Below are 18,224 nucleotides of genomic sequence, written 5' to 3' on the forward strand. Positions count from 1 at the left end.
GCGAAGTGGCGTGGCCGTGTGCCGGTCGCCTTGCTGACCGCGGGCAGCCTCACCGTGGTCGGGCTGGCCATCGGTGGGGCGTCGGGTGTGCCGGAGCTGGAGTTCCTGAAACCGGGGCACTGGGTGCTGAACTCGGCGCTGGGCAAGGTGTTCCACGTCGACGGCTCGACCAAGCAGGTCAACGCCGAGGTCGCCGTGCCGGGCGCCGACCGGGGCAGCCTGGTGGTGCAGAGCGACACCAGCGGCTACGTCGTCGGGCGCGGCAAGTACACCGAGTTCGGCAAGTCGACGCTGCGGGTGGAGGGGACCACCGCCGCGCCGACCGACGACGAGGTGCCGGTCGCGCTGGAGGTCGCGGGCGGCCCGTACCTCGTCTACCGCGAGGCGGGCAAGGTGGTGCGGCTCGGTGCCGACCACGCGGAGCCGATCTCGACCAACGAGCGGCTGGGCAATCCCGTGGCCACCCCCGACGGCACGGTGTGGCTGCACTACACGCAGAGCGGTCGGCTGTGCCGGTTGTCGCCGGGCACGACCGCGCCGTCCTGCCCGGCGACGGTCGCCGAGGGGCACACGGGCGCGCTGTCCGTCGTCGCCGACAAGCCGGTGTTCATCGACACCACGTCCGACACGATGCACCTGGCCGAGGACATGAGCCGGATGAGGCCGCTCGGCGCGGACGTGCCCGACGACGCGAAGATCGGCCCCGGCGACGTGGCCGGCCGCGTGCCCGTGCTCGACCCGAGGGGGAAGCTGCACCTGGTCGACAGCGCCGACGTGGTCGGCGACCGGCCGCCGGCGGAGACCGTCGTCGTGCCGCTGGAACCGGGCGACTACAGCGAGCCGCTGTCCACCGGCACCACCGTGGCGGTGCTCGACCAGCGCAACGGCACGCTGCACACCTACGACAGCACCGGCGGCAAGCACCAGAAGACGCCCGTGCCCGCCGAGCGCGGCACGCCCCGGTTGACCAAAGGCGACGACGCGCGCGTCTACGTCGAGGGCGGCGAGGGCAAGCACGTGCTGGTCGTCGACCCCGAGGGCAAGGTGACGCCGGTGCCGGTGAACGGCACGCGGCTGTCCGCGTCCCGAGGGCAGTCGCCGACGGAGACGACGGCCCAGACGACCACCACGCAACTGCCGCAGGGCGACCAGCCGACGGTCCAGCTGCCGACCGCGCAGCAACCGACCCGTCGGCAGACCCCGCCACCGCCGCCGGTGGTGCCGGCCAGCCCGCCGGGCATGCCGGGCAACCTCCAGGTGTCCATCACGACGCAGGTCGTGGACGCGACCGTGACCTGGGCGGCGGCACCGGAGAACGGCGCCCCGATCACCGCCTACCACGTGTCGTGGAGCCGGGACGACGGTGCCCAGCAGGGTGCGACCACGGTGTCCGGCAGCGGGCCCCTGTCCTACGTCATCGCGGGCATCTGGTCCGGCAGGGACGTCCCGTTCACGGTGACCGTGGTCGCCGAGAACAGCGCGGGACGCGGGACACCCGCCACGGTCCGCGCGGCACCGCAGCCGTCCCCGAGGTCGATCAACCTCTCCAAGGGGCCCCCGGCGGAGAGGTGCTCTGAACCCGACTGCTACTGGATGCACGTCGTCATGACGGGTTTCGAGCCTGAAACGTCCTACGACGCCTATCCGCACTCGACGGCCGACGGCTACGACAACCCCGGACACGGCATCACGACGGATGCCGAGGGACGGGCGGTCTTCGACGCCTTCTACTACTACGGCGTCGGCCACACCGTCTGGGTCACCGTCGGCGACGTCGAGTCCAACCGCCTGGAATGGAAGTGAGAAGGATGCGCGCGGCCGAGGCCTACCGGGCGATCGCGGACAACGTGCAGCGGGTCGTGCGCGGCAAGCCCGAGCTGGTGCGGTTCGCCGTGGCCGCGCTGCTGGCCGAGGGGCACCTGCTCGTCGAGGACGTGCCCGGCCTGGGCAAGACCACGTTGGCGCGGTGCCTGGCGCGCAGCGTCGGCGGCACGTGGAACCGCATCCAGTTCACCCCCGACCTGCTGCCCGGCGACGTCACCGGCGTGACCGTGTACCACCAGAAGACCGAGCGGTTCGAGTTCCACCCCGGCGGCGTGTTCGCCAACGTGGTGCTGGCCGACGAGGTCAACCGGGGCACGCCGAAGACCCAGTCGGCGCTGCTGGAGGTGATGAGCGAGCGGCGGGTCACGGTCGACTCGACGGCGCACGAGGTGCCGCACCCGTTCCTGGTGGTGGCCACCCAGAACCCGATCGAGATGGAGGGCACCTACCGGTTGCCCGAGGCGCAGCTCGACCGGTTCCTGATGCGGTTGTCGGTGGGGTACCCGGACCTGGCCGCCGAGGTGCTGGTGGTGATGAGCGACGCCGCGCGGGTCGGGCCGGACGACCTCCAACCGGTGATCGACATCCCCGCGCTGCGCGAGGCGATCATCGAGGTCCGCGGCTCGCACCTCGCGCCCGCGATCGTCGAGTACGCCGTGCGGCTCGCCGCGGCCACCCGCGAGCACGCCGCCGTGCGCTGGGGCGCGAGCCCGCGCGGCAGCATCGCGCTCGTGCGGGCCGCGCAGGCGTTGGCCGCGACCGAGGGTCGGCTGTTCGTGACGCCGGACGACATCAAGGCCGTGGCCGAGCCGGTGCTGGCGCACCGGTTGGTGCTGACCCCCGACGCGGAGCTGAACCAGCGCCGGCCCGCCGAGGTGGTCGCGGAGGTGCTCGGCACGGTCGCGGCACCGCTCGCGGCGGGCTGACCGGTGCGGTTGACCCGGCGCGGCGTCGCCGTGCTCGTCGTGGCCCTGCTGTGCGGTGTCGGCGGTTTCCTGGCCGGCTACCCGGTGTTCCAGGCGTTGGCCGGGCTGTCGGTGGGCGCGGTGCTGGCGGCGTTCCTCGTCGCGGCCCGTCGTCCGCGCGTCGACGTGCGGCGGGACGTCTACCCCGACCGGGTCGAGCGCGGCAAGCCCGCGTTGGCGCGGCTGGACGTGCGGCACGCGGGCGGCGGCTTCACCGCGCGGGACCGGTGCGGTCCGCACGTGCGCGGCGTGGTCGTGCGGGCGGACGCGGTGTACCGGTACGAGTTGCCGACCACGTCGCGCGGCAAGCACACGGTCGGTCCGCTGGCGATCGAACGCGCCGACCCGCTCGGCCTGGTGCGCAACCTGGTGGACACCGGCGACACGGTGACGCTGTGGGTGCACCCCCGGCTGCACCCGGCGCGGCCGTTCGCGGGCGGCTACCGGCGGCACCACCACGACGGCCCGACCACCGACCAGTCGCCGCGCGGCTCGCTGGACCTGCGCGAGGTGCGCGAGTACGTGCCCGGCGACGAGGTGCGGCTGGTGCACTGGAAGGCGACCGCGCGGACCGGGAAGCTGATGGTGCGCGACTACGCCGACCCCGACCAGCCGCGGTTCACGCTGCTGCTGGACACCCGGCACGCCAAGGGTTTCGAGGAGGCCGTGGAGATCGCCGCGTCCCTGCTGCACGCGGGTGTCGTCGCCGGTCGGCACGGCCGGCTGCTGACGCCGTGCGGCGCGGACGTGACGGTGCGGGGCGGCGTCTTGGGCGCACGGCGGCTGATGGACGAGCTGTGCGTGCTGGACGTGCGGCCCGGTTCGGCCTTGCCGTCGCGTCCGCCCGGCAGCCTGGTGGTGGTGACGGCGGGTCCGCTGGACGCGATCGCGCCGTTGCGGCCTGATGTCGTGTTCTCGCTCGGCGGTCCCGGCGAGGTCGCCGACGCGCGGGTGATCTGGGCGCCGGACGCCGAACGGGCGGTGCGGCGGTGGAACGAGGCGGTGGGGTGAGCGTGGCCGTGAGGGGATCGGTCGCCGTGCACGCGGCTGCCGCGGTGGCGGGTCTGCTGTTCGGGCCGGTGTTCGGGGTCGGCGCGTTGCTGCTCCCGGTCGGCGCGGCGGTGCTGCCCGCGTTGGGTGTGACGTTGTGGCTGCGGTCGCGTGAGGCGTGGCGTGCGGTGGCGGCGGCCGTGGCGGGGCTGGCGGGGTTGCTCGTGGCGTTGCGCGCCGACCCGTCGGCGGTGCTCTCCGGTGTGACGGAGTCGTGGCGGCTGGCGTTGCAGACGACGTGGCCGGCGCGGCCGGAGCCCGAGGTCGTCGTGTTCGTGCCGCTGCTGGTGCTGGCCGCCGCGGTGTTCGGGGTCGAACTGCTGCTGCGGCTGCGTGCGCCGCTGGTCTCGCTCGTGCCCGCGTTGGGTGTCGTGGTGTTGAGCCAGGCCTACGCCGCGGCCGGTGGTGTGGCGGCGATCCTGGCGGCGCTGGCGTTCGCGGCCTGCGGGGTGGTGGTCGTGGCGCGGGACGTGCCGTGGGCAGCCGTCGCGCTGGGTGTCGTCGGCGCGGTGGCGCTGGGTGTGGTGTCGACGGGTCCGGCCTGGTCGTTGCGGACGGGCGAGTCCGCGCCGCCCCTGGCATCGGCGCGGGTGGCCAGTCCGCTGGACCTGCTGGCGTCGCGGTTGGCCGACCCGTCGACGCCGGTGTTCGAGTACGCGTCGGCCGACGCGGAGCCCGTCGACCGGTGGCCGATCGCGGTGCTGGACGAGTTCGACGGGGTGAACTGGACGCCCGGTGGCGAGCTGCGGCGGATGGGCGCGGGGCTGCCGGACGGCGTCGGTGGTTCGGTCTCCCGGTCGGCGCGGGTGGAGCTGCTGGGGTCGTTGGGCGGTCCTTGGCTGCCGAGCCAGGCGCGCCCGGCCGCCGTGGACGGGGTGGACGCGCTGGTCGACCCGGCGCGTGGCACGTTGCTGGCGGAGCACGCTTCGGCGTACACGGTGACGTGGTGGGAGCCGCGGGTCGAGCCGGAGGCGTTGATGGGCAAGGCGATCGACCCGTCCGCGCCGGGCGGGCTCGCCGGTGTCGGCGCGGTGCCCGCCCAGGTGGCGACGTTGGCGAAGGACGCGGTGCGGGGCATGCGGTCGTCGTTCCAGACCGCGTTGGTGCTGGAGCAGTTCATGCGCCGCGAGTACGAGCTGGTGACGTCCGGGAACCTCCCGGACGGGCACGGTTGGCCGCAGTTGGAGCGGTTCCTGCTGGCAGACAAGCGCGGGACGAGCGAGCAGTTCGCGGCGGCCTACGTGGCGTTGGCGCGGGTGCTGGCCATCCCGGCGCGGTTGGTGGTCGGGTTCGCCGGGTCGGGTGACGGGTCGGTGGTGCGCAACGGCGACGCCATGGCCTGGCCCGAGGTGGCCGTGGCGGGTGTCGGGTGGGTGGCGTTGGACCCGACGGGGTCGGCGCGGGTGTCGTCGGCTTCGGCGGGGTTGTCGGAGGTGACGGAGGAGGCGCGCGACCAGCTGCCGCCGGTGGAAGACCTGGCGCCGCCCCAGCTGCCGCCACCGGGTGACGACGACGTCGACCCGCCGGTGCGGGTGCCGTGGGCGGCGTTGCTGTGGCTGGTCGTCCTGCCGCCGGCGGGGTGGTTGGTCGGTGTGCCGCTGGTCGCCGGGGTGCGGTCGTGGCGTCGGCGGCGTTCCGGGACGGTGGCGGACGCGTGGGCCGAGGTGCGCGACCGCCTTCGTCGGCACGGGGTGGCGGTGACGTCGGCGATGACGGTCCGGGACGCCGCGGTGGCCGCGCGGCCGGTCGTCGACCGGTCGACGGTGGAGGCGCTGTCGGGTCTGGCGGTGGCGGTGGACGCCACGATGTGGTCGGGTGCGCCGGTCGACGCGCGGGCGCACGCGTGGGCTTCGGCGCGGGCGGTGCGGTCCGGGTTGGCCCGCCGTCCCGCGAAGGCGCGGTTGCGGGCGTTGTTCCGGTACTGAGCTACCTGCCGCAGACCGCGTCGCGGATGCCCTTGGGCTGGCTGACGTAGACGTTGTCGCGGTCGGTGCCCTGGACCTCGAAGCAGTACTTGCGACCGGGCTCGACGGTGATCTGCGTGGTCTGCTCGCGCAACTGCACCGTCGCCCGGTTGGGTTGGCCTTCGGGCGCGACGATCACCACGTAGTCCAGCTCCACCGAGCTGCGCCAGGCGAGCCGCACCTGGTCGCCGGTGTCCTCGACCACTTCCAGCTCGATCTGCACCGCGCCGTTGCCGTCGGGCGAGTTCATGGTCGGCGCCGCGGGCGCGGGCGGTGGTTCGTCCTCGCCGAGGAGGAGGAACGGCGCGGCGGCGAACAACGCCAACGCGCCCACGATGCCCGCCACCAACCCGAGCCGCCCGGCCCGATCGGACTTCTTCCCGGTCGGCTTGACCTCGGCGAGGGGCATCCGCACCGGTGGCGCGGGTGGAACGGCCAGGTAGGTCTCCGGCGGGTCGGACGCGGGTGAGGTGGACGCGGGCGGGGTGAACGGAGGTGGGGTGAACGGGGGCGGGTTGAACGGGGGCGGCGTCGAGGCGGGGAAACGCTCGACCACCGGTGAGCCGGTTTGGTGGGGAGGAGTCGAGGGCGGCACTTCGTTCGCCGGGAGGTGCGCGGAAGGGCTCGGCGGTGGACCGAAAGGCGACTCGGCCGGTGGCGCGGGCTGGACGCTTCCCGGCGCCGGCGGGCCGAAGGACGGCTCAACCGGCGGGAGGTGGCCCGGCGGCGGGCCGAGAGGCGGTGCAACCGGCACCGGTGCGGACCCGGTGCCGACCGGCGGCGGCGCAGGCGGCGTGTGGTTCGGCGGCGCGTAAGGCGATGAGGTCGGTGGTGGGGCGTAAGGCGATGAGGTCGGTGCGGCCGGTGCGGTGGTGGGCATCGTGAACGGCAGGTTGGGGGCCGGTGCGTAGGTCGTGTCCGCGAAGTCGTCGAAGCCGACACCGGCGATCGCCGCCAGTCGTGCCGCCACGTCCGTCGGGCGGGCGTCCGGCTCGCCCGCCAACAGCGCGCGCACCAGGTCGGCCAGGCCCGCGGGCACGTCGGCGCGCGTCACCTCCGGCACCGGAGCGCCCAGCACGCGCAGCAGGTGCTCCTCCGCCCGCTCCCCCATCCGCCCCGGGTACGGCACCTCGCCCGTCAGCGCCAGGTACAGCACGGCGCCCAGGCCGTACAGGTCGGTCCGCGCGTCGCGCACCGCGTCGCGCACGGTCTCCGGCGCGGCGAAGTCCACCGGCGGGTCGGTGGGGAACGCGCGGCGCGCCACCAGCCCGCCATCGGCCAGCACCGGCTCACCGGACGCGCGGAACAGGACGTTCGTCGCGGTGACCCCGCCGTGCACGAGGCCGGCGGCGTGCGCGGCGGCCAACGCCTCCGCCAGCACCTGCCCCAGGTCCAGCACCTCGGCCACCGGCAACGCGCCCTCGTGCCGCACCCGCGCCGCCAGCGAGTACCGGCACAGCTCGGAGCACACCGCCGTCACGCCGTCGGCCAGCTCCTCGACACCGCGCACGACCGGGGTGAACGGCACCCGCCGCCACTTGCCGATCTCACGTTCCAGCGCGACCCGCGTGCGGCGGTCCAGCGCGACCGGGAACACCTTGTACGCGGTCCCGGCGCCCGCGTACACCGTCGCCACCGGGCCGTTGCCCAGCGGTACCAGGTGGTTGCCTTGAGGATTGGCCATCGCGGTGCTCATTGTCCCCACGGTGCCGCAGCGCGTCCAGCCGCCGGGCCCCGTGTCCGGTAGCTGCCGCACGACCACCACAGGCGGCGCGGCCGGTCCATCGTGACGCGCATGAACACCACAGGGCTGGTGCGGGTGACGATCGCCGCACCCCACCGGCGCATCGACTTGGCGCTGCCCGAGCACTCGTCGGTCGCCGAAGTGCTGCCGGGGCTCCTGAAGCACGCGGGCGAACCTCCCGCCGACGACGGCTGGCTGCTGCGCAGACCCGACGGGACCCCGCTGGAACTCGGCCGCACGTTCGCCTCGCACCGAGTGCGCGACGGCGAGGTGCTCCACCTCGCGCACCGCCGCACGGAGTGGCCGGAGCTGGAGTACGACGACCTGGTCGACGTGATCGCGTCCGGGCTCGGCCGCACGTGGGGTCCTCGGCACACCCGGCGAGCCGGTCTGCTCGCGGGCGGGTTGCTGGTGCTGCTCGGCGTCGTGCCGATGGCGGCCCTGGGTTCGCCGTGGTGGTCGTGGGGTCTGGCCGCACTGCTGGTGACGACGGGCGTCACGTGCGCGCGGGCGTTCGGCGACGCGGGTGCGGGCGCGGTCGTGGCGGCGACGGCGCTGCCGTTCGCGGGACTCGGCGGCGTGCTGTTCGTCGGCGTCGGACCGGGCCTCGGCGCGCCGCACGTCCTGACGGCGTGCTCGGCGGTGGCGGTGGTGGCGGTGCTCGCGTTGATCGGGGTGGCGGAGAAGGCGGTGTGGTTCACCGGCGCGACCACGGCGGCGCTGCTCGGCGCGGGCGGCGCGTGGTTGGCGGCGGACGTGCTGACCGGCGTCGAAGCGGCGGCGGTGGTCGCGGGCGCGGCGCTGGTGTTCTCGCCGCTGTGCGCGCCGTTGGCGATCCGGCTGGGCCGGGTGCCGTTGCCGACGTTGCCGCGCACGCCCGCCGACCTCCTCGCCGACCCGCCGCGACCGGCGCGTGCGGCGGTGCGCGAGGCGGTGGTGCGTGCCGACGGGCTGCTGACCGGGATGCTGGCGGGTTGCGCGGTCGTGGTGGTGGCGTGCGCGGTCCTGTTGACGCGCGGTGACGTGTGGGCGACGGTGCTGCTGGGCGTGCTCGGTGTGGGGCTGTTGCTGCGCGCCCGGTTGTACCCGGCGGTGCGGCAGCGGGGGCCGCTGCTCGGCGCCGGCCTCGCGGTGCTGGCGGGTCTGCCGACGGGACCGGCGGTGATCGGGATCGGGGCGCTGGTGATGGTGGTGGGTCTGGCCAGGGTGGAGCGGAACGCGCGGCTGTCGCGCTACGCGGAGCTGCTGGAGGTCGTCGTGGTGATCGCGGTCGTGCCGGTGGTGTGCGCGGTGCTCGGTCTGTACGGGTACCTGCGCGGGCTGGGGGGCTGAGGCGTGGCGTCCAACCGGGATCAGGTGCAGGCGCAGCAGTTCCTGCTGCAGCGGGTGGTGTCGGCGCTGGTCACCGGCGAGAGCGATCCCGAGCAGCCGCCGTTCCGCCGGTCGGTGGTGGCGGCGTTCGGGAGCATCGCGATCGCGGTGGTCGTGCTGGCGGGGTTCGGGGTGTACGGGATGGTGTCGCCGGGCGGGAGCACGGCGTGGCGCGGCGAGTTCGTGGTGGTGGAGAAGGAGACCGGCGCGCGGCACGTCTACCTGGACGGTCGGCTGCACCCGGTGGCGAACTACGTGTCGGCGTTGCTGGCGTTGGGCAAGCACGCGGACACGCGCACGGTGTCGCGCGAGTCGTTGGCCGGTGTGCCGCGCGGTCCGCGGATCGGGATCGAGGACGCGCCCGACTCGCTGCCCGGCCCGGCCCGGCTGCTCACCGGCGGCTGGACGATGTGCTCCCAACCCCGGCCGGACGTCACCGGCGCCACCGTGAACGACTCGGTGCTCGTCGTCGGCGGTGACGTCCCGGGCGGGAAGCCGCTGGCGTCGGAAGCGCTGTTGGTCGAGGTGCCGGACACCGGTGACCAGTACTTGCTCCTGCGTGGTTTCCGGCACCGGATAAAGGAGGCCGACACGGTGGCGGTGGGGCTCGCGCTGCGGTCGCAGCCGCGGGCCAGGGTCGGTTCGGCGCTGGTCGACGTGCTGCCGGCGGGCGAGCCGATCGCGCCGATCGCGTTGCCGGACACCGGCGCGGCGTCCAAGGCGGCGCCGGGTGCGCGGATCGGGCAGTTGCTGGTGGTCGAGACGTCCGGTGGCGAGGTCCAGCACTACCTGGCCGAGGCGGAGGCGCTGAGGCCGATCTCGGAGTTGCAGTACGACGTCCAACGGGCCTTCCCGCCGACCGCCCAGGCCTACGACGGCGGGCAGCCGGTCGGCATCCCGCTGGGTCTGGTCGTGGCGGGGCAGGCGAAGCAGGGACCGCCGGTGGCGACCGGGCCGGGCAAGCCGCCCACCGCGCGGCCGGAGTTCGCCGCGGTGGACGGCTCGGCGCTGTGCGCGGAGTTCGACGGCGAGGGTTCGCCGCCCACCCTCGTGGTGGGTCCCGACCTGCCGGCCCCGGATCCCCTGATGACCGCCACCGCCCGGCGCACCGGGACGGGGACGCCGCTCGCCGACCGCGTCGTCGTGCCACCGGGCCGTGCGGCCGTGGTCGAGGTGATGCCGGGCCCTGACGCGCCCGTGGGCACGGTGGCGCTGGTGACCGACCAGGGCCGCGCCCACTCGCTGGCGAGCCGCGAGCTGCTGGAAGTGCTGGGGTACAAGGACGTCACGCCCGTGCGGCTGCCGGTGAGCCTGGTCTCCCGCGTGCCGCACGGCTCCCCGCTCGACCCGGCCGCCGCCCTCCGCCGGGCCTGAGTCCCGACGACGAGACGCCGCACCGCCCGTCGCTCGTGGCGACGGGCGGTGCGGTGCGTCCCGGGTCAGCGGCCGGTCAGGGGGGACCTCGACTCCTCCGTCTGCCACAGTTCCTCGTCCAACGCCTCCGCCTCGGCGGTCCGACGCCGGTCGGTCCGGGTCGGCAGCACGCCACCCGGGTTCACCCTGCCCCGCAACGTCTCCGGAACTCCCGGCGTGCCGACGCGGTGACGTCCCCGACCCGCCGGCGGGCGCTGGGCCTCGCCCGGCTTCGGCTTGCCGGAAGCGGGCTGCGCCGCGCCCGACACCGGCGGCACCATCGGCGGCACGCCACCCCGCGTCGTCGGCTGGGACGTCGACGTGGCGCCCGACGCCGGCAACGCCGGTGGCGGCGGCGGGGTCAGTGCGGCGGCCGAGAGGGTGCCGGGCTTCGCCGCCCGGGGGATCATCGGCACGCCCGGCTGACCGGTCAGGCCCGCGCCTCCGATGCCCCGCCCGCCGACACCGCGTGCGGACAACGCCGCCGAGACGCCCGGCGTGCCCACCGGCGGCGCGACGGGGAGCTGCGGCAGCGCTGTGGACGGACGGGCCTGCGGCAGGTCGACCGACGGCGCGGACGGCAGCGCCGGCGGCGCCACCGCGCCACCGGACAGGGCCGGACCGCCGGCCGCGCCACCAGGCGCCGCGCCACCAGCCGCCGCACCGCCGGCGGGACCACCGGCCGCGCCACCGGCCGGACCACCGGCGGGACCGCCCGCGGCACCACCAGCGGGACCACCGGCCGGGCCGCCACCGGCCGCCTCAGGACCGCCGCCACCACCGGCCGACGTGACGCCCGCGCCCTGCCCGGCCGCCTGGACGGCGCTCGTCGCCTCCGTGAAGAACCCGGCCAGCACCTGCATCCGCGCCGCCGCCCGCCGCTGCAGCTCCGCGTACTGCCCCTCGGCGGACCCGGCGCCCGCCGAGTTGACCGCGGCCATCAGCTGCTTCTGCGTCGCCAGGCACAGCTCGATGAACTCCTTCGCCTCCGGGATGTCCTTGGCGAGCTCGTCCAACGCCACCCAAGGCTGCGCCGAGTCGATCCGCGCGACCCACTCGGCCATCCCGCGCTCCGCCTTCGCCGCCCGCGCCGCGAACAGGTCGCCGGCCTGGTCCGTCCACTGTGGAGCCAACACGGCGATCTCGCGGCGCAGCGACTCGCCGGACAGCGCCAGCTCGTCCCGCGCCTCCCTCCACATCCGGCTCGCCTGCCGCAACCGCGGCACGTGGCTGACCTCGTTGCGCACCATCTCGGCCATCTGCTCCAGCGTCATCCCCGCGTAGCTCATGCCAGCGCCTCCAACTCCTCGTTGGGCCCACGACGGACGCTGCGGGACCGACGGGCCGCCTCGGCGAACACCGGCGCGGGCCCGAGCGGCGCGGTCTCGCCCGCCCTGACCAGCGCCTGCGCCCCGGCGCCGTCCCCGCGCTGGTAGTCGTCGGCGCACGCCACCGCGATCTCCCGGCACCGGGCCAACTCCTGGTCCACGGCGGTCAGGTACGTGGTCAGCGCGGTGGTCGACGCCTCGTCGGCCGCGCGGAACGGCGGGCACTCCAGCACACCGCCGCCGCACCCGCCCGGCGCGGCGTACGGCGCCACTCTCGCCAGGTCCAACGGACGCGGCCGGAACGCGGCCATGTCCTCGGTCATCCCCTCGATCACTGATCGCTCCCTCGGTCCGGATCTGCCACTTGCACCAGCGACGGCGCGCGCCGCCGGTCGACCAGCCGGCCGCGCCCCGGTGGCAGCGGCTCGGGCTTGAGGCCGCCGAGCAGCGGCCCCTCGTTGCGGTCGCCGGACAACATCAGTCCCGGCGAACCGACGTCGCGCAGCCTCGCGACGAACGTCTCGAACAGCGCGCGCCCCGCGCCACCGGTCCGCCGCGTGAGCACGACGTGCAGCCCGATGTCACGCCCCTGCGGCAGGTACGGCAGCAGCGCCAGCAACGGGTTGTCCAGGCCGGTCGCGACCAGGTCGTAGTCGTCGACCAGCACGAACAGCTCGGGCCCGGTCCACCAGTTCCGCGCGCGCAACCGCTCCGCCGTCACGTCCGGGCCCGGCAGCCGCGCCGCCATCGCCCGCGCCGCCTCCGACATCAGGTGCGCGGTGGTCGACGTGTCACCGCCGTAACCGAGCAGGTGCGTGTCCGGCACGTCGCCGACCAGGCCGCGCCGGTGGTCCACCACGAGCAGCCGAGCCTGCTCGGGCGTGCGGTTGGCCACGATCCGCCGGGCCAGCAACCGCAGGAACGACGTCTTGCCGGACTCCGCGTCGCCCAGCACCAGGAAGTGCGCGTCGGCCGCGAAGTCCAGGCGCACCGGCCCCAGGTCGTGCTCGGCCACGCCGATCGCGAACCGCAGGTCCGCGTCGACCGCGGGCAGGTCGGCCTCCGCCACCCGTCCGGGCAGCAACCGCACCGGCGGCGCGGGCGCGCCCGGCCAGGCCGCGGCCACCGCGTCGACCAGCTCGCCGAGGGCGGGTGTCGCGCTGTCCACATCGGACCTGCCGTCGATCCGCGGCAGCGCGACCAGCAGGTGGTGCTTGCCCGGCGTGATGCCGCGCCCCGGCGCGCCCTCTGGCACCGCCGCCGCGCTGCGCCGGTCCACGACGCTGTCCATCGGGTCGCCCAACCTCAGCTCCAACCGGCTGCCGAACAGGTCCCGGATCCCCGGCCGCAGGTCGAACGGCCGCGCGCACGCACCCATCACGTGCACCCCGAACGACAGCCCGCGCGTCGCGATGTCGGAGACCACGTCCTCCAAGTCCTCGAACTCCTTGCGCAACGTCTGCCAGCCGTCGATCACCAGGAACACGTCGCCGTGCGGCTCGTCCGCGAACCGCCCCTGGCGCCGCAGCGCCCGGAACCCCGCGATGCCGTCCACGTCGTGCTCGGCGAACAGCCGCTCCCGGCGTTCCAGCACGGCGGACACCTCGGCCACGGTCCGCCGCACCGCACTCGCCTGCTGCCGGCCCGCCACCCCGCCGACGTGCGGCAGCCCGCGCAACGCGCCCAGCAGCCCGCCACCGAAGTCCAGGCAGTAGAACTGCGCCTCCGCCGGCGTGTGGGTCAACGCCAGGCTCGCCACCGCAGTCCGCAACGCCGTGCTGCGCCCGCTGCGCGGCCCGCCCACCACCAGCACGTGCCCGGCCGCACCGGACAGGTCGAGCTCCAGCAGGTCGCGCCGCTGCTCGAACGGCCGGTCCACCAGGCCCACCACCGCGTGCAGCCCGCCGTTGCGCCGCGCGTCGACCGGGCACAGCCCGCGCACGGGATCCGCGTCCAAGCCGCCCAACAGCTCGTCCAAAGTGGACGACCGGTCGAGCGGCGGCAACCACACCTGGTGCGCGGGCGTGCCCCGACCGGCCAGCCGGTCGACCAGGATGTCCAGCAGGCTCTCGCCCACCGCTTCCTCGTCCACCGGGTCCACCGCGGGCACGACGGGCGGCGGCGCGTAGTCGGTGGTGAAGAGCGCCATCCCCGGCACCTCCACCGAGCCCGCCGCGACACCCGTCCCGGGCCTGCGGTGCACACCCGACACGTACGCCGACCGGAACCGCACCATCGGCTCCGTGCCGAACTTCAAGTAACCGTGGCCGGGCGCCCGGGGCAGGCTGAACGCGTCCGTGACGCCCAGCACGGTGCGGCTCTCCAGCTCGGAGAACGTGCGCAGCCCGATCCGGTACGACAGGTGCGTGTCCAGCCCGCGCAACCGGCCCTCCTCCAGCCGCTGGCTGGCCAGCAGCAGGTGCACGCCGAGCGACCGGCCCAACCGCCCGATCTGCACGAAGATGTCCACGAAGTCGGGCTTGGCCGACAGCAGCTCGCTGAACTCGTCGCACACCACCAGCAGCGTCGGCACCTCGGGCAGCGGCGCGCCCGCCGCACGCGCCCGGTCGTAGTCGCGCAGCGAGGCGAAGTTGCCCGCCGCGCGCAGCAGTTCCTGCCGGCGCACCAGCTCGCCGTTCACCGCGTCGGCCATCCGGTCGACCAGCGGCAGCTCGTCGACCAGGTTGGTGATCACCGCGCTGGTGTGCGGCAACCGGTCCAGGGTCGCGAACGTCGCGCCGCCCTTGAAGTCGATCAACGCGAAGTTCAGCGACTCGGGCGGGTGCGTCAGCGCCAGCCCCAGCACCAGGGTGCGCAGCAGCTCGCTCTTGCCCGACCCGGTCGCGCCGATGAGCAGCCCGTGCGGGCCCATGCCGTCCTGCGCGGACTCCTTCAGGTCCAGCTCGACCGGCGTGCCGTCCTCTCGGATCCCGAACAGGATGCGCAGCCGGTCCCGGTTGGGCCGCGGCTGCCAGTTCTCCCCCGGCTCGTAGGAGTACACCTCGCCCAGGTCGAGCAGGTCCTCCAAGCCGGTGTCGCCCGCCAGCGGCTGCTCGCCGGCGCTGCCCGCGGTCAGCCGCAACGGCGCCAGCTCACGGGCCAGCGCCTCGGCGGACGGCAGGTCGAGCACGTCGGCGCGACCCAGCTCGACGTCGCCCTCCACCGTTCGGGCGCTGAGCACGCCGTCCCCGGACACCGCCAACGCCAACGTCCCCCGCTCCGGCACGCGCGGCAGCGGCGACGACAGGTCCAGCACGGTCACGCCCTCGACGCCGCCGCCGGTCATGAGGTGGTCCGAGCCCGCGACCGCACCGCCGTCCAGCACCACCACCAGGTGCGGCCCGGCCGTGCCGCGCGCGCCGTCGGGGTCGAACCGGGGCCGGTCGGCGAGCAGGTCGTCGAGCAACGCCTCCAGCGCGACCACGCCGGAGGTCACCAGCCGCACCGGCCCCACCGCGTCGGCGCGGTCGGGGTGCAGGGCGTGCGGCAGCCACTTGACCCACTCCCACGACGGCCGCCGGACGTCGTCCGCGCACACCGCCACCAGCACGTCGTCCGGCGCCTGCAACACCGCCAGCTGCGCCAGCACCGCCCGCGCCAACGCCGCCGCGCGGTCCCGGTCGCCGCCCACGTGGATCACGCCGAACCCCGCGAGCGCCAGCGCCAGCGGCAGGTCGGCCACGGTCGCGTAGGTGGTCAGGAACCTCCGCAACGCCAAGGCGGACAACGGTTCCAGGCGCTCCAGCGGCACGGTGTCCGGTGGCACGAGGTCCAGTGCCGGGCTCTGCGGGCCGAGTCCGACGCGCACGACGGCGAAGTCCGCGTCGGACCGGCGCCTCTCCCACCGCCGGTCCGACGCGGCGAGCGTCAGCAGCGCGTCCGGCTCGGGGTGCAGGTGGGCCAACGCGTCGCGCTGGCGGTGGATCGACCGGGTGACCCGCACCCGGTGCTGCGCCAGCTGCCGCAGGTACGACCGCCGCGCGTGCGCCATCTCCCGCTTGCTCGGACCGCTGTTGTTCAGCAACGACACCAGCACCATCGCCAGCATCGCCACCCCGAAGAGCCCGAACACGACGAACCGCAGCGCGCCGGTCGTGCCGCCGCCGAACACCAGCAGCATCGCCGCCATGATCGCCACCATCGGCAGCACCACGACCAGCTGCGTCCACGCGCGGGCGGCTGGCTGGGGCAGCTCGGGCGGCGCCTCCAGCACAAGCTCGCCGGACGGCATCTCCGGCGCGGGCCTGCGTCGGGGCCTCGTCACCACCACGGTCGCCACGCCGGCTCCCCCTTCTTCGGTGTCGGGACCGATGGTGGTGCCGGGTGGACGGTCGGCGGGCGGTGGTGGCAGGAACGTGCCGCCGGCCACCGCCGCCCCGGGTCCGCGCGGTTCGCTTGGCAGCGCCGACCGGCAACCAGGGGAAAGGAGAACCGGAGTGCAGGACCAACTTCACGGTGTCACCGAGACACTGGAGCGCGCCGCCGCGATGGCGGCCACCGTGTCCGGTGACATCGAAGGGCACCGGGCATCGCTGCGTCCGACCGTGGACGCGCTCAAGGGCGCGTGGGAGGGCACCGCGCGGCCCGCGTTCGACTCCGCGCACGCCCAGTGGGAGGCGGGCATCGCCCGGCTCACCACGGCGCTCAACAGCCTCGGCGAGAACACCAGGTTCTCCTCGAACACCTACCTCAACGCCGACCAGGCCTCGGCGTCCGGGCTGAACGCCGTGCAGGGCGCGAGCCCGTTCGGCGGCGCGCTCGGCTGACCGCCGGGCCGGACCAGGAGAGGAACGACATGCTCATCAAGGGCAACTTCGCCCAGCTCGAAGGGCTCGCCGCGCAGATCGCCTCGACGGTCGCCAGGGTCGAGCAGGAGATGGACACCTGGCGCACCACCGCCGGCGCCACCTCCGCGGACTGGCTCGACCAGGCCGGTGGCCAGTTCAGCGAGATCAGCGCCGCGTGGCACCAGGTGTCGACCGCGCAGCAGGCCATGCTCCAGGCGCTGCGCGGCGGGGTGGACAAGGCCAACGCCGAACTGCAGCAGGCGCTCGGCTCGGCCGTGGCACGGGTCGGCAGCACGGGGATCTGAGCAGGCACGCGAGAAGGCCCCGACGCCCACCGGCGTCGGGGCCTTCTCCGCGACTCAACGGCCTTCCCCGCGGCTCAGCGGGGGAACAGGAACACCTGGTCCGGCACCTCCGCCGGGGGCGGCCCCTCGGGCAACGGGTCGAGCCTGGTCGGCGTCCACCGCCGACGGCGGCCGTTGACCAGCACGAACGCGAGCGCGCCTGCGGCGGCCACCGCCCCGGCGGCCACCACGACGTGCCCGCGCGCGTCCGCCACCGCGGCACGCCACCACGCCCGTTCCCGTGCCGCGCCGGCGTCCTCGACCGGCTTGACCACCACCGGCATCACGTCCGGCTTCGCCGCGGTCAGCCCGTCGGTGACCGCGCGGTACGGGTTGACCACGCCGACGCCGTACGCGGCGGCCTCACCGCGGGCCGGGCTCGCCGTGGCCAGCAGCCGACGCGCCACCTCCGGCGCGGGAAGCTCCGGCCACGCCGCCCGCACCAGCGCGGCCGTGCCCGCGACGAACGGCGCGGCGAAGCTCGTGCCCTGCCAGTAGGAGTGCCCGCCCGCCCTGGTCGCGCCGGCCACCTCCTTGCCCGGCGCGACCAGGTCGACGTAGTCACCGAGCTGCGAGCCGGGCACCCGGTCGCCCGCGATGTCGATCGCGCCGACGCCGAGCACGCCGTCGTACGCCGCCGGGAACGACGCGAGCCGGGCGCCGCCGTCCTGCTGCCGGTTCCCCACGGCGGCCACCACGAGCGCGTCCTTCGCCACCGCGTGCGCCACGGCGTCCCGCACGTCCTTGTTGTCCTCCTGTCCGGACATCGACAGGTTGATCACCTTCGCGCCCTGGTCGGCGGCGTACCGGATGCCGCGGGCCAGCACGACGGGGTCGAGCGCGTTCACCGCGCCCGTGTCGTCCAGGTCCCGGTCCGCGACCCGCACCGGCAGGACCCGCGCACCGGGCGCGACACCGTGGAAGCCGACGCCCGCCACCGGGTCGGCGGCGACGATGCTCGCCACCGCGGTGCCGTGCGAGCCGCAGTCGAAGTCGCCGGGCAGGTCGCCGACCAGGTAGAAGTCCTCGCCGCGCGCCACCTTCCCCGCGGCGCTCAGCTGCGGGTGGTCGCGGTCGACCCCGGTGTCCACGATGGCGACGAGCACACCGGCGCCGGTGCTGTGCGGCCACGCCCGCGTCACGTCGAGCGCCTGGTGCGCCCAGGGCAGCTCCTTGATCGGCGGTCGCGCGGGCTCGGGGTCGCGGCAGGCGCCCGGCGGCGGCGCGGCGTGGGCGTCCGGTGTGGACAGTGCCACGAACGCGACGGCCGCGAGCGCGGCGCTGAGTCGTCTCACGGACCCATCGTCGGCACCGGGCCCACCACCCGTTCGCGCTCTGGCCGGAAACGGCCACGCACCAGGCGACATGGACACCGCCGTCTGCCGACGACCTGTGCGCCTCACGGACAACGCGCGGACCCACCGCCGTCTTGGA

The 18,224-nt window shown here is 75.1% G+C and carries 13 protein-coding genes; 8 read left to right on the plus strand and 5 right to left on the minus strand.

The window, feature by feature from the left end; genetic code table 11:
• The first annotated feature begins 18 nt into the window (after window positions 1-18).
• The 4 genes from AB0H12_RS18400 to AB0H12_RS18415 are packed head-to-tail and all read left to right on the plus strand — an operon-like array spanning window position 19 to window position 5,764.
• The gene (locus AB0H12_RS18400) at window positions 19-1,803 is read left to right on the plus strand and encodes a fibronectin type III domain-containing protein (protein ID WP_499624019.1); all 1,785 of its coding nucleotides are present in this window, start codon (window positions 19-21) and stop codon (window positions 1,801-1,803) included.
• Window positions 1,804-1,808: 5 nt separating this feature from the next.
• Complete coding sequence (locus tag AB0H12_RS18405) at window positions 1,809-2,750, plus strand: AAA family ATPase (RefSeq protein WP_499624020.1); 942 nt, start codon at window positions 1,809-1,811, stop codon at window positions 2,748-2,750.
• A gap of 3 nt (window positions 2,751-2,753) precedes the next feature.
• On the plus strand, window positions 2,754-3,800 hold the full coding sequence (locus AB0H12_RS18410) for a DUF58 domain-containing protein (RefSeq protein ID WP_499624021.1): 1,047 nt from the start codon (window positions 2,754-2,756) through the stop codon (window positions 3,798-3,800).
• 8 nt (window positions 3,801-3,808) lie between these two features.
• Window positions 3,809-5,764 (plus strand): transglutaminase TgpA family protein, encoded by a 1,956-nt coding sequence (locus AB0H12_RS18415; protein WP_499624022.1) that lies wholly within the window; start codon window positions 3,809-3,811, stop codon window positions 5,762-5,764.
• 1 nt (window position 5,765) lies between these two features.
• On the opposite strand, the gene AB0H12_RS18420 is transcribed toward AB0H12_RS18415, so the two are convergent.
• A complete protein-coding gene (locus AB0H12_RS18420; RefSeq protein WP_499624023.1) occupies window positions 5,766-7,499 on the minus strand; it encodes a serine/threonine protein kinase in 1,734 nt (577 codons plus the stop codon).
• A gap of 99 nt (window positions 7,500-7,598) precedes the next feature.
• On the opposite strand from AB0H12_RS18420, the gene eccD reads away from it, so the two are divergent.
• On the plus strand, window positions 7,599-8,879 hold the full coding sequence (gene eccD, locus AB0H12_RS18425; protein WP_499624024.1) for a type VII secretion integral membrane protein EccD: 1,281 nt from the start codon (window positions 7,599-7,601) through the stop codon (window positions 8,877-8,879).
• A gap of 3 nt (window positions 8,880-8,882) precedes the next feature.
• Window positions 8,883-10,292, plus strand: a complete 1,410-nt coding sequence (gene eccB, locus AB0H12_RS18430) for a type VII secretion protein EccB (RefSeq protein WP_499624025.1) — start codon at window positions 8,883-8,885, stop codon at window positions 10,290-10,292.
• 65 nt (window positions 10,293-10,357) lie between these two features.
• Here eccB and AB0H12_RS18435 read toward each other — a convergent pair whose 3' ends face one another.
• Genes AB0H12_RS18435 through eccCa form a run of 3 tightly spaced genes read right to left on the minus strand, consistent with a single transcriptional unit; the run spans window position 10,358 to window position 15,938 of the window.
• On the minus strand, window positions 10,358-11,620 hold the full coding sequence (locus tag AB0H12_RS18435) for a hypothetical protein (protein WP_499624027.1): 1,263 nt from the start codon (window positions 11,618-11,620) through the stop codon (window positions 10,358-10,360).
• Window positions 11,617-11,994 carry a hypothetical protein gene (locus tag AB0H12_RS18440; protein ID WP_499624028.1) on the minus strand — a complete coding sequence of 126 codons (378 nt, stop codon included), beginning with the start codon at window positions 11,992-11,994 and terminating at the stop codon, window positions 11,617-11,619. Before AB0H12_RS18440 ends, AB0H12_RS18435 begins: the two co-directional genes overlap by 4 nt.
• Window positions 11,991-15,938, minus strand: a complete 3,948-nt coding sequence (gene eccCa / locus AB0H12_RS18445) for a type VII secretion protein EccCa (protein WP_499624029.1) — start codon at window positions 15,936-15,938, stop codon at window positions 11,991-11,993. The genes AB0H12_RS18440 and eccCa overlap by 4 nt, the downstream gene beginning before the upstream one ends.
• Before the next feature lie 157 nt (window positions 15,939-16,095).
• On the opposite strand from eccCa, the gene AB0H12_RS18450 reads away from it, so the two are divergent.
• A complete protein-coding gene (locus AB0H12_RS18450; RefSeq protein ID WP_230571210.1) occupies window positions 16,096-16,425 on the plus strand; it encodes a WXG100 family type VII secretion target in 330 nt (109 codons plus the stop codon).
• A 29-nt stretch (window positions 16,426-16,454) separates the two neighbouring features.
• The gene (locus AB0H12_RS18455; RefSeq protein WP_230571209.1) at window positions 16,455-16,751 is read left to right on the plus strand and encodes a WXG100 family type VII secretion target; all 297 of its coding nucleotides are present in this window, start codon (window positions 16,455-16,457) and stop codon (window positions 16,749-16,751) included.
• A 74-nt stretch (window positions 16,752-16,825) separates the two neighbouring features.
• Here the strand turns inward: AB0H12_RS18455 and mycP are convergent, their stop codons facing one another.
• A complete protein-coding gene (gene mycP / locus AB0H12_RS18460) occupies window positions 16,826-18,085 on the minus strand; it encodes a type VII secretion-associated serine protease mycosin (protein ID WP_499624030.1) in 1,260 nt (419 codons plus the stop codon).
• Window positions 18,086-18,224: the final 139 nt, after the last annotated feature.

The organism is Actinosynnema sp. NPDC023794 (assembly GCF_040639675.1).
GTDB lineage: Bacteria > Actinomycetota > Actinomycetes > Mycobacteriales > Pseudonocardiaceae > Actinosynnema > Actinosynnema luteola.